At 74.0% G+C, this 11,922-nt stretch carries 10 protein-coding genes; 6 read left to right on the top strand and 4 right to left on the bottom strand.

What is annotated here, in order from left to right; translation table 11 throughout:
* The 3 genes from ACVGV0_RS20430 (at window position 1) to guaA (ending at window position 4,876) form a co-directional block, all read left to right on the top strand.
* Window positions 1–1,131: a GuaB3 family IMP dehydrogenase-related protein gene (locus ACVGV0_RS20430; protein ID WP_459157304.1), complete on the top strand. Its 1,131-nt coding sequence runs from the start codon at window positions 1–3 to the stop codon at window positions 1,129–1,131.
* 210 nt (window positions 1,132–1,341) lie between these two features.
* On the top strand, window positions 1,342–3,096 hold the full coding sequence (locus ACVGV0_RS20425) for a GMC family oxidoreductase N-terminal domain-containing protein (RefSeq protein WP_459157303.1): 1,755 nt from the start codon (window positions 1,342–1,344) through the stop codon (window positions 3,094–3,096).
* Window positions 3,097–3,295: 199 nt separating this feature from the next.
* Window positions 3,296–4,876: a glutamine-hydrolyzing GMP synthase gene (gene guaA, locus ACVGV0_RS20420; RefSeq protein ID WP_459157302.1), complete on the top strand. Its 1,581-nt coding sequence runs from the start codon at window positions 3,296–3,298 to the stop codon at window positions 4,874–4,876.
* A 27-nt stretch (window positions 4,877–4,903) separates the two neighbouring features.
* Here guaA and ACVGV0_RS20415 read toward each other — a convergent pair whose 3' ends face one another.
* Together ACVGV0_RS20415 and ACVGV0_RS20410 are read right to left on the bottom strand one after the other, a co-directional pair.
* A complete protein-coding gene (locus tag ACVGV0_RS20415; protein WP_459157301.1) occupies window positions 4,904–5,107 on the bottom strand; it encodes a hypothetical protein in 204 nt (67 codons plus the stop codon).
* Window positions 5,100–6,662 carry a PspC domain-containing protein gene (locus ACVGV0_RS20410; RefSeq protein WP_459157300.1) on the bottom strand — a complete coding sequence of 521 codons (1,563 nt, stop codon included), beginning with the start codon at window positions 6,660–6,662 and terminating at the stop codon, window positions 5,100–5,102. Before ACVGV0_RS20410 ends, ACVGV0_RS20415 begins: the two co-directional genes overlap by 8 nt.
* 120 nt (window positions 6,663–6,782) lie before the next feature.
* Between ACVGV0_RS20410 and ACVGV0_RS20405 the strand changes: the two genes are divergently transcribed.
* The gene (locus ACVGV0_RS20405) at window positions 6,783–8,216 is read left to right on the top strand and encodes a PspC domain-containing protein (protein WP_459157299.1); all 1,434 of its coding nucleotides are present in this window, start codon (window positions 6,783–6,785) and stop codon (window positions 8,214–8,216) included.
* Window positions 8,213–8,896: a response regulator gene (locus ACVGV0_RS20400; protein WP_459157298.1), complete on the top strand. Its 684-nt coding sequence runs from the start codon at window positions 8,213–8,215 to the stop codon at window positions 8,894–8,896. Before ACVGV0_RS20405 ends, ACVGV0_RS20400 begins: the two co-directional genes overlap by 4 nt.
* Window positions 8,897–8,980: 84 nt before the next feature.
* Here ACVGV0_RS20400 and ACVGV0_RS20395 read toward each other — a convergent pair whose 3' ends face one another.
* Window positions 8,981–9,190: a hypothetical protein gene (locus tag ACVGV0_RS20395; RefSeq protein WP_459157297.1), complete on the bottom strand. Its 210-nt coding sequence runs from the start codon at window positions 9,188–9,190 to the stop codon at window positions 8,981–8,983.
* Window positions 9,191–9,341: 151 nt separating this feature from the next.
* On the opposite strand from ACVGV0_RS20395, the gene ACVGV0_RS20390 reads away from it, so the two are divergent.
* Complete coding sequence (locus tag ACVGV0_RS20390; RefSeq protein ID WP_459157296.1) at window positions 9,342–10,262, top strand: LysR family transcriptional regulator; 921 nt, start codon at window positions 9,342–9,344, stop codon at window positions 10,260–10,262.
* A 30-nt stretch (window positions 10,263–10,292) separates the two neighbouring features.
* On the opposite strand, the gene ACVGV0_RS20385 is transcribed toward ACVGV0_RS20390, so the two are convergent.
* Entirely contained in the window at window positions 10,293–11,876 is a 1,584-nt protein-coding gene (locus tag ACVGV0_RS20385; RefSeq protein WP_459157295.1) for a serine/threonine-protein kinase, read from the bottom strand.
* Window positions 11,877–11,922 lie beyond the last annotated feature (46 nt).

The raw sequence follows: 11,922 nt of genomic DNA, 5'->3' as shown, positions 1-11,922 counted from the left end.
GTGCGGGATCAGGTTGAGATCGGCATGGGCCGCACGGCCATGCGCGGCTACGACTTGGACGACGTGGAGATCGTTCCGTCCCGGCGTACCCGCTCGTCGAAGGACGTCTCGCTGAGCTGGCAGATCGACGCCTACCGCTTCGACATCCCCCTCGTCACCCACCCGACGGACGCGATCGTCTCGCCCGCCACGGCGGTGCGGATCGGCGAGCTCGGCGGTCTGGGCGTGCTCAACGCCGAGGGGCTGTGGGCGCGGCACGACGACGTGGAGGACAAGCTCGCCGAGGTCGTCGGGATCGCCGAGGAGAACGGTGACCCCGAGGCGGCGATCCGGCGCCTCCAGCAGCTGCACGCCGCGCCGATCCGGCCCGAGCGGCTGGCCGAGTCGATCAAGCAGGTCAAGGACTCGGGCGTGACCGTCGCGGCGCGGGTGAGCCCGCAGCACGCGGAGGAGCTCACCCCCGACCTGATCGCCGCGGGCGTCGAGGTGCTCGTCGTGCAGGGCACCATCGTCTCGGCCGAGCACGTGGCGGAGGGCCGCGAACCGCTCAACCTCAAGCGGTTCATCGGCGACCTGGACATCCCGGTGATCGCCGGGGGCGTGGGCGACTACCGCACCGCGATGCACCTGATGCGCACCGGCGCGGCCGGTGTGATCGTCGGTTTCGGGCAGTCCCGCGCGGCCACGACGACGCAGGTGCTGGGCATCGGTGTTCCGATGGCCACGGCGATCTCGGACGCCGCGGCGGCGCGGCGCGACTACCTGGACGAGACCGGCGGCCGCTACGTGCACGTGATCGCCGACGGCGCGCTCGGCTACTCCGGGGACATCGCGAAGGCGATCGCCTGCGGCGCCGACGCGGTCATGCTGGGCGAGGCGCTGACCGAGACGCACGAGGCGCCGGCGCGCGGCTACTACTGGACGCCCGCGGCCGCGCACCCGAACCTGCCGCGCAGCGAGGTCATCGGCTTCGAGGGTTCGGGCGTGGACCTGGAGACGCTGCTGTACGGCCCGAGCAGCGACCCGTACGGCACGCTGAACCTGTTCGGCGCGCTGCGGCGCGCGATGGCCAAGACCGGCTACTCCGAGCTGAAGGAGTTCCAGAAGGTCGGCCTGATGCTCGGCCGCTGAGCCCCGCTCGCCCGCCGGGCACCCCGCGGTGGGGAACGTTTCCCGGGAAATGCCCCCACCCTCGCTCGGGCGGGTGGGGGGGTGTCCGCGGGGAGCTCGGAGCGCGGCGGGTGCTGTCCGCGCGCGGATGCCGCGGGTGGATCGATCAACCCGTGCTGTTCGGCGGTGATGTATGGCTACTCGCCAGTAACGACGTCTAGTCTGTCGCGCATGGCTGGCTCCCGCGACCGCGACACGGATTTCGATGTGGTCGTCGTCGGCTCCGGGTTCGGCGGCAGCGTGGCCGCCCTTCGCCTCACGGAGAAGGGCTACCGCGTCGCCGTCCTGGAGTCCGGCAGGCGGTTCACCGACGACGAACTGCCCAAGACCTCCTGGGACCTGCGCACGTTCCTCTGGGCCCCCGACCTGGGCTGCTACGGCGTGCAGCGCATCCACGTGCTGCGCGACTGCCTCATCCTCGCCGGGGCGGGCGTCGGCGGTGGTTCGCTGAACTACGCCAACACGCTCTACCGCCCGATGGACGCGTTCTACCGGGACGCCCAGTGGTCGCACATCACCGACTGGAAGACCGAGCTCGCGCCCTACTACGACCAGGCCAGCCGGATGCTCGGCGTGGTCACCAACCCGACCGAGACCCCCTCGGACACGGTCATCCGCCGCGTCGCCGAGGACATGGGATGCGCGGACTCGTACCACCACACCCCGGTGGGCGTGTACTTCGGCGAGCCCGGCGAGCAGGCGGAGGACCCGTACTTCGGCGGCGCCGGACCGGCGCGCACGGGGTGCACCGAGTGCGGCGCGTGCATGACCGGCTGCCGGGTCGGGGCGAAGAACACGCTCGTGAAGAACTACCTCTACCTGGCCGAGCAGAACGGCGCGCAGGTCTTCCCGATGACCACGGTCTCCCGGCTGGGGCAGGCGGCCGACGGCACGTGGCGGCTGGCCACGCACCGCACCGGCTCCAAGCTGCGCCGGGACTTCCGGATCTTCCGCGCCGACCAGGTGGTGCTGGCGGCCGGCACCTGGGGCACGCAGAACCTGCTGCACCGCTCGCGCGAGGCCGGCGACCTGCCGCACCTGTCCGACCGGCTCGGCGAGCTCACCCGCACCAACTCCGAGGCGATCCTGGGTGCGCAGGTCAGCCGGGTCGACCCCGACCGGAACTTCTCCGAGGGGGTGGCGATCACCTCGTCGTTCTACCCGGACCCGGACACGCACGTCGAGCCGGTCCGCTACGGCCGGGGGTCCAACGCGATGGGGATGTTGCAGACCCTGCCGACCAGGGGCGACGATCCGCGTCCGCGGTGGCGGCAGTGGTTGGGCTTCCTCGGCAGGCATCCGCTGAAGTCGCTGCGCCTGCTGCGGGTGCACCGGTGGAGCGAGCGCACCGTGATCCTGCTCGTGATGCAGAGCCTGGACAATTCGCTGCGCACGGGGCTGCGCAAGCGCTTCGGACGGCGCTGGCTGACCTCGCGGCAGGGGCACGGCGCACCGAATCCGACCTACATCCCGGTCGGTGAGGAGGCCAACGAGCGCGCGGCGGAGAAGATCGGCGGCATGGCCGGCGGCGTGTGGTCGCAGCTGTTCGACATGCCGATGACCGCGCACTTCATCGGCGGCTGCCCGATCGGGGACACGCCCGGCAGCGGTGTGATCGACCCGTACCACCGGGCCCACGGCCACCCGGGGCTGTCCGTCGTGGATGGTTCGGCGATCACCGCGAACCTGGGGGTGAACCCCTCGCTGACGATCACCGCGCAGGCCGAGCGCGCGCTGTCCATGTGGCCGAACAAGGGCGAGACCGATCCGCGCCCGGAGCAGTCCGCCGGCTACGTCCCCGTGCCCGCGGTGCCGCCGCGGAACCCCGCGGTTCCGGAGGAGGCCCCCGCGGCGCTGCGACTGCCTGTGGTCGCGGTCGGACCGGGAGCCGGGGCCGCAGGAGCGGAGGTCGAGCGGGGCGAGTGAAGCCCGGGCGGCCGCCGGGCGGGCGCGGTCGCGGCGTGACCGAGTTCGCCCGGGGTCGCTGCCCCCGCGTCGGCGAGACCTGGGAGAATGAGGGGCGGCAAGGCGCTGCGCGGGCATCGGCGGGACCTCACCGCGGGGCTCGGCGCCCCCGCTGGTGCGTTGCCGCCACGACATGTTCTGCAGGGGAGGTTGCCGCTCCGTGTCCGGTTCCGCCGGCCCCGGCCAGGGGCCCGTTCTGGTGCTCGACTACGGCGCCCAGTACGCGCAGCTCATCGCGCGCCGGGTGCGCGAGGCCCAGGTGTATTCCGAGGTGATCCCGCACGAGACCCCGGTCGACGAGATCGTGCGCCGCGATCCGGCCGCCGTGGTGCTCTCCGGCGGTCCGGCGAGCGTCTACGCCGCGGACGCGCCGCAGGTCGACCCCGCGCTGTTCGACGCGGGCATCCCCGTGTTCGGCATCTGCTACGGCTTCCAGGCGATGACCTCCGCGCTGGGCGGTTCCGTGGAGCACTCCGGGGTGCGCGAGTACGGCCGCACGGACCTGGGGGTCTCCGGCGACGGCGGCACGCTGCACGAGGACCTGCCGGCGCGCCACCCCGTGTGGATGAGCCACGGGGACTCGGTGAGCAAGGCGCCGGAGGGCTTCCGCGTGACCGCGGCGACCCAGGACACCCCGGTGGCCGCCTACGAGAACGTGCAGCGCCGGCTCGCCGGCGTGCAGTACCACCCCGAGGTGGCGCACTCGCCGCACGGGCAGGAGGTGCTGCGCCGCTTCCTGCACGACATCGCCGGCATCCGGCCGCAGTGGACGGTTTCCTCCATCGTGGACGAGACGGTGCGCGGGATCCGCGAGCAGATCGGCGACCGGCGCGCGCTGTGCGCCCTGTCCGGCGGCGTGGACTCCGCCGTGGCCGCGGCCCTCGTGCAGCGCGCCATCGGCGATCAGCTCACCTGCGTGTTCGTCGACCACGGGTTGCTGCGCTCCGGTGAGCGCGCCCAGGTCGAGCGGGACTTCGTCGCCGCGACCGGGGTGCGTTTGGTGACCGTGGACGCGGTCGACCAGTTCCTCGGCGCGCTGGAGGGCGTGAGCGATCCCGAAGAGAAGCGCCGCATCATCGGCCACGAGTTCATCCGCACCTTCGAGCGGACCGCGCGGGACCTGCAGAGCGGCGACGGCGCCGGCGGTCCGATCGACTTCCTCGTGCAGGGCACGCTGTACCCGGACGTCGTCGAGTCCGGCGGCGGCTCCGGCGCGGCCAACATCAAGAGCCACCACAACGTGGGCGGGCTGCCCGAGGACCTGCAGTTCGACCTCGTCGAACCGCTGCGCGCGCTGTTCAAGGACGAGGTGCGCCGCGTGGGCACCGAGCTGGGGCTGCCGGAGACGATCGTGCACCGGCACCCGTTCCCCGGGCCCGGCCTCGCCATCCGCGTCATCGGCGAGGTGACCGCCGACCGGCTGAGCACGCTGCGGGCGGCGGACTCCATCGCGCGCGAGGAGGTCACCGCGTCCGGTTTGGACAACGACATCTGGCAGTGCCCCGTGGTGCTGCTCGCCGATGTGCGCTCCGTCGGCGTGCAGGGCGACGGCCGCACCTACGGCCACCCGGTCGTGCTGCGTCCGGTGTCCAGTGAGGACGCGATGACGGCGGACTGGACGCGGCTGCCCTACGAGGCCCTGGAGCGCATCTCCACGCGCATCACCAACGAGGTCTCCGGTGTGAACCGGGTCGCGCTCGACGTGACCTCGAAGCCGCCGGGCACGATCGAGTGGGAGTGAGCGGCTGACCGGGCCCCCGAGCCCCGGTCAGCCGCGGCGCGGCCGCAGCGAGAGCACCAGCAGCAGCACTCCGACGGCCACGATCGTGGCCCCCAGCAGCCACACCAGGTGTTCGACGAGCCCGAGCAGCACGAACGCCGACAGCGCCAGGGCCAGGCAGCCACCGGCCAGCGCCACCGGGTCCACGTCCCGCCAGGGGGGCTCGCCACCGCGGTTCGACGGTTCAGTCACGGACGACCTCCACATGTCCCGTTTCCGTGCGCGCGGTGATCGTGACCAGGCGGCCGTTGCGCGCACCCCCTCCGGACTCGGTCACCGTCTCCCGGGCCGGCGCGCCCGAACGTTCGGTGCCGAGGCAGTCCACCGTTCCGGCCCGGCTGGTGCAGTGCGCGGTGACGTCCCACGCGGGCGGCACGTGCACGGTCACGCTGCCCGCCCCGGTGCGGGCCTGCACGTGCCCGACCCGGGAGGCCTCCTGCGGAGGCATGCCGCGCAGGTCGACCGTCAGGTTCCCCGCGTCGATGCTGTGCGCGCGGTTCGCCTCGGCGGCGGTGGTCAGCTCGAGGTGCCGGTTCGCCGCGACCGGCGGGGCGGTGTGCACGGACCCGCTGTGCGGTGCTGCGCCCGCGGCGAGCACGGTCAGCACCGCGACCGGGATGGCGAGCACCACGAGTGCGCGTCCGCGGTGCAGCACCGCGCCGCCGAGCATCCCGAGCCCGAGCACGCCCAGCACGGCGGCCAGGATCTGCGCCGGGGGCAGGGAGAGGTACAGCCCGCCCGCCGCGGTCAGCGCGGTCAGCAGCAGCGCGATCGGGGTGAGCATCCGGTCGAACCGGGGGCGCTCCGGCACGGGCTCGGCCGGGGGTGGTGGTTGTGGGAGTTGCGGTTCCGCGGAGCTCGCGGTGGCGGGGGGCGCGTTCCACGGGTCCACCGCGGGCGGTTGCCACGCGGTGAACCGGTCGGTCTCCGCCTCGGCACCGCCCGGCTCGGCGGTCCCCGCGCCGAGGCGGTCCGGTTCGGCGCGGGTGCCTTCCGCGGTCTCCGGTGCGGCAGCCCCCTCCTGCGGCGCGTCCGGCCGCGCGGTCCCCGGCTGCGGGCTGTCGCTCTCGGGGCCGGGGGCTGCCCGCGCCTCGTCGCCGGAGGCGCTGCCCACCTCGGCCTCGGCGCGCGCGGTCTCCACCGGGGCAGGTTCGGCGCGGGTGCCTTCCGCGGAGGGGGCGGTCGCGTCCGGTCGCGTCCCCGCGGCCGTGTCCCCGGAGGCAGCCGTGCCGCCGGAAGACCCCTCCCCGGGCGGCGGGGCCTCGGGTGCCGGCGCCCCCGAGGCGGGTTCCGCGGAGCCGGCCGCGCCGCCCGGGCCGCTGCCACCCCCGCCGGCGCCGTGCTCGGCGCGGTTGCGGTGCAGCAGGTACAGCGCCACGCAGCCGACCACCGCGCCGATCACGCCGGGCAGGTTGCGCAGCGCGTACAGCGCCGGGATCAGCAGCACCGCCAGCACCACGAGCACCGGCGTCGAGGTGGTCCGGGTGCTCACCTGCCCGGAGCCGTCCCGCTCTTCGCGCGGGAAGAGCATCCACCCCAGCAGGTACAGCAGCACCCCGGCCCCGCCGTAGAGCGCGGCGACCACGAAGGCGACGCGCAGCAGCACCGGGTCGACCGCGTAGCGGTTGCCGATCGCGGCGGCCACCCCGCCCAGCTTGCCGCCCGTCGCGGGGCGCACGGGTCGGGTCGCCCAGAAGTCCCGCACGGTGGTCTCGACGCTGCCCACCGCGCTCCGCGTCTCGCTCATGCCACCACTCTCCGCGCACCGCGGGGGCGGTGACATCGGGGACGACCCTGAGGCGGTCCCCGGTCCCCGGCCCGCACGCCCCGATGTGCCGGAGGGCGCCCGCGTGCAAGCATCGATGGTGTGAGACCCCGGTTCCGGGGGCGCCGGGGGCGCACAGCCTCCCGGGCCCAGCAGGCTCCCCAGCAGCAGGCGCCTCCTCCGGTCTCGGCGCAGCGGCCGGCGGCGGACGGCCCGCGGAGCGGTCAGCAGGCCGCTGCGCGCGGTGCACCGGAGGTGCCGCGGCTGCACCGGTCCCGCGAGGGGCGGCTCGTGGCGGGCGTGTCCGCGGGCGTGGCCGACCACCTCGGCGTCCCGGTGATGTGGGTGCGCGCCGCGTTCGCCGTGCTGGCGGGGTTCTGGGGCGCGGGCATCCTCGCCTACGCGCTGCTGTGGGTGTTCGTGCCGCAGGACGCCACCACCCCGCGCGGGCCCGCCAGCTCCCGCGAGCGGCAGCAGGGCGCGGCGCTCATCCTGCTCGGCCTGGGGCTGGTGGTCCTGTTCGGTTCGCTGGCCGCCCTGCCGATGTGGTTCACCGTGCCGCTGCTGGTCATGCTCATCGGCGCCGCCGTCGTGTGGCGGGAGGCCGACGAGCCGCGGCGGCGCCGGTGGTTCGAGGGGCGGGCCGGTCTGCTGCGTCTCCTCGTCGGCGCCGCGCTCGTCTTCGTCGGGATCTCCGCGTTCCTCGTCGGCAGCTCCTCGCTGAGCATGATCCCGTTCCTGCTGCTGGCGGTGCTCACCACGCTCGGCGGGGCTGTCGTGCTGACCGTGCCGTGGTGGATGCGCCTGGCCCGCGACCTCGACCAGGAGCGCGCCGGGCGCATCCGCTCCCAGGAGCGCGCGGAGATCGCCGCGCACCTGCACGACTCGGTGCTGCAGACGCTCGCGCTGATCCAGAAGCAGGCCGAGGAACCCCGCGAGGTGCGCCGGCTCGCGCGGGGGCAGGAGCGGGAGCTGCGGAGCTGGTTGTACGGGCCGGGCGGCTACCGCGGGGCGCGCTCCCGCGCGGAGGAGGCCACCGGTCCCGCCCCGGAGGGGGCGCAGCAGCCGGTGGTGCTCACCGCGGAGCTCGCGAGGATCTGCGGGGAGGTCGAGGACCGGTTCGCGGTGAGCGTGCAGCACGTCGAGGTCTCCGACTGCCCGCTCGACGAGCGCGTGCGAGCGCAGCTGGCGGCGGCGCGGGAGGCGGTGACGAACGCGGCCAAGCACTCCGGCGAGCGCGAGATCAGCGTCTACGCCGAGGTGGAGCCGGAGCGGGTGTCGGTGTTCGTCCGCGACCGCGGTGCGGGCTTCGACCCGGATGCCGTGTCGGCCGATCGGCACGGGCTCTCCGACTCGATCCGCGGGAGGATGGAGCGGTTCGGCGGGTCGGTGCGGCTGCGCACGGCCCCCGGTGCGGGAACCGAGGTGCAGTTGGAGATGCCGCGGGAGGCGGACGAGCAGACCCCGTCGCAGCGGTCCGAGCCGTCGGGGGGATCCGACCCGGCGGCCGATGAACGAGGAGGGCGAGCGGTATGAGCGAATCGACCGCCGGCGAGCAGGCGGCGCGTCCGGTGCGGGTGTACATCGTGGACGACCACGCCCTGTTCCGCTCCGGCGTGCGGGCGGAGCTGGCTTCCGCACCGGAGGAGGTCGACGTGGTCGGCGAGGCCGGTTCCGTCGGCGAGGCGGTCGCCGGGGTCGGCCACTACCGGCCCGCGGTGGTGCTGCTGGACGTGCACATGCCGGACGGCGGGGGAGCGGAGGTGCTGCGCCGCACCCGCGGCGAGTTCCCGGACGTGGTGTTCCTGGCGCTGTCGGTCTCGGACGCGGCCGAGGACGTGATCACGGTCATCCGCGGCGGGGCGCGGGGCTACGTCACCAAGACGATCTCCGGGCGCGAGCTCGTCGACGCGATCCTGCGCGTCGCCGGGGGCGACGCGGTGTTCTCGCCGCGGTTGGCGGGTTTCGTGCTGGACGCCTTCGCCGAGGGGCCGAACGCCGCGCCGGTGGGGGATCCGGAGCTGGACCTGCTGACGCGGCGGGAGCGGGACGTGCTGCGGCTGCTCGCGCGGGGCTACGCGTACAAGGAGATCGCTTCCGAGCTGTTCATCTCGGTGAAGACGGTCGAGACGCACGTCTCCAGCGTGCTGCGCAAGACGCAGCTGTCGAACCGCTACGAGCTGTCCCGCTGGGCCTCGGACCGCCGTCTCGTGTGACGGCGCGCTGCGGGGCACCGGTGCCGCGCGGGGCACCGGTGCCGCGCGGGGCACCGGTGCCGCGCGGGGCACCGGTGCCCGACCTCACTTCATCGGGTGGTTGCGGGCCAGCGAGGCGTAGGCCGCGGAGGTCCGCAGCAGGACACCGGCGATGCGGCGCAGCGCACCACGCGCTCCGGCTGCTCCGCCGGCGGGAGCGGGACCGGGGTCCGCCCCCCGCCGGGGCGGAGGTGGCTGCTGCGGCGGTGACGACTGCTGGGGTGCGGGGTGCTCGCGGCACGGGGTGCTGTTCATGGCATCGCTCCGGATGTGTCGGTCCGCAGGAACGGGTCGGTGAGTTCCGCGACCGGTGGCGCCATCCGATCCACCCCGAGACTGCCCGCCCCGTCGCACAACCACAAGCGAATTGTTGTGGACCGACGTTTAAGCAGTGCTATAAAGAAGGATGCTCGACGCTCGCCGCATGCAGATCCTGCGCTCGGTCGTCACCAGCGGCTCCGTGAGCGCGGCCGCGGCCAACCTGGGCTACACGCCCTCGGCGATCAGCCAGCAGGTCGCCGTGCTCGAGAAGGAGGCCGGAACCGCGCTGCTGGAGAAGCACGGACGCGGGCTGCGGCCCACCCCGGCCGGTTCCTACCTCGCAGAGCAGGCCGCGCGGATGACCGCGCTGCTCAACGACACCGAGGCCGAGCTCGCCGACATCCGCGCCGGGCGCACCGGGAGGTTGCGGTTGCGGTTCTTCCACACCGCCAGCACCGGGTTGGTACCGCGCGCCGTGGCGAAGTTCCGCGCCGACCACCCCGACGTGCACCTGGACCTGGAGATGTTCGAGCACGGGGTGCTCGACGCGCTCGCGGAGGGGGAGGCCGACGTCGCGGTCATCGTCCTCGGCCGTCAGACGCCCGCGCGGGAAGGCGTGCGGATCGTCCCGCTCGCCGAGGACCCGTACCGGGTGGTGCTGCCGCGCGGGCACCGGCTCGCCGGCGCGGAAGCGGTCGACCTGGCTTGGCTCGCCGAGGAACCGTGGATCGACAGCAACCCCAGCACCACCGACACCTGCGCGGAGTCCCTGCAGGACGCCTACGCCAGCGCGGGGTTCACGCCGCGGACGGTGATGCGGGTCGACGGCAGCTACACCGCGCAGGGCTTCGTCGCCGCCGAGCTCGGCGTGTCGCTCGTGCCCGCCCTCGGCATGGAGATGACGCACCCGGACGTCGTCGTGCGTCCGCTGCGCAAACCCGCCGCGGTCCGGCCGCTGCACATCGCCGTGCGGGAAACGGTGGCCGACCGGCCGGCGACCGAGGCGCTGCTGCGGACGCTGCGCGAGACCGCGCGGGCCGCGCTGGAGGCCGGGCAGGGGTGGTGAGCCGCTGAGAGCCCGTTCCTCGACAGACTCCTAAACGACGGAGTCGGTGTTGATGCGCAGGTCGCCGTTCTTCTCGACCAGGCCCAGCCGGTGCTTCTCGGTGCTGGTCTCCCCGTCGGTGGTGGTGAACTTCAGCTTCACCGCGACCGTCTTGCCGGAGGCCTTCGGCTTGCCCTTGACCTCGACCGACTCGATGGACTTCCAGAACTCGCGGTAGCTGTCCTCGCCTTGCGAGCGCAGCTGGGGACCGAGCATGGACCAGCCCTCGTCCACGTCGCCCGGCACCGCGTCGTAGTACTCCTCGACGAGCTCGACCGCGTCCTCGGTGGCGACCTCCGAGCTGGAGGTGGTGCTCCTCGGCGACGAGGACGTCGTGGTGCTCGTGGTCGTCGTGCTGGTGCTCGTCGGAGCGGTCGTGGACGCGGCGGTGGTCGTGGGTGCGGCCGCCGTGGTCGAGGTCGCCGCGGGGCCTGCGGGCTGCTCGGACGGGGAGGCAGCGGAGTCGGAGGGCCCGCCCCCGCCGCCGAGGGCGTTGGCGCCGAGGACACCGAGCAGCACGGCCGCGATCAGGGCGAGGGCCCAGAGCCCCGCCCGCACCGGCCGGGGCAGGCCCCTGCGCGACGGTGCGGAGGCGGCGGCTGGGGCGGAGGCGGGGGCGCCCGCTCCTGTCCGCGTGGGCGGGGGAGCCTTCGTCGCGGCCGGGCCGCCGACCCGGGTGGGAGGCGGGGCCGGGGCCGCCGCGGCAGCGGCGGGGCGTTGCCAGCCGGCCGTCGGGGTGGCGTTCGGGATCGGGCGGCCGTCCACCACCGCCTGCAGCAGGTCGCGCGCCTGCGCCATCGTGGGCCGTTCCACCGGGTCGGCGCGCAGCATCTGCATCAGCGCGGGTGCCAGCGACCCCGCCTGGCGCGGTGGTTCGACGTTGCCCTGCGCGACGCGGTGCAGCAGGCTGATGGCGTTCTCGTCCGTGCCGAACGGCGGGGCCCCTTCCACCGCCGCGTAGAGCGTCGAACCCAGGGAGAACACGTCCGAGGCCGGTGCCGGGTCGCGGCCGGTGGCGACCTCCGGTGCCAGGTAGGCCGGGGTGCCCGCGAGGATCCCGCTCTTGGTGACGGCGACGTCACCGATGGCGCGGGAGATGCCGAAGTCGGTGATCTTGGCCTGGCCGTTCTCGCCGAGCAGGATGTTGCCCGGTTTGAGGTCGCGGTGCACGATCCCCGCCATGTGCGCCGCTGCCAGCGCACCGGCAACCTGCACGCCGATGTGCGTCACGTGCATGGGGGGCAGCACGCCCTGGTCGGCGACCACCGACGCCAGGCTCTGCGAGGGCAGGTACTCCATGACGAGGACGGGCTGGCCCTCGTCCTCGGCCACGTCGAACACGAGGATCGCGTTCTGGTGCTGCAGCCGGGCGGCGATGCGGCCCTCCCGCATCGTGCGCTGGCGGGCCTCTTCGGTCTCCTCCCGCGTGTACCCGGGCTGCAGCAGCAGGAGTTTGACGGCGACGGTCCGGTGCAGCCGTTCGTCGACGGCTTGCCAGACCACGCCCATGGCGCCGCTGCCGATCCGCTCGACCAAGCGGTATCGGCCCGCGATGACCCGATCCTCGGCGCTCACCGGTGTCTCTCCCCTGGTGGCTGCTCCGACACGACTGACCGGACCC

The sequence above is a fragment of the Salinifilum ghardaiensis genome, from assembly GCF_054491345.1.
Note: the sequence above shows the minus strand (reverse complement) of the source record. Positions and strands in the feature narration are given on the sequence as shown.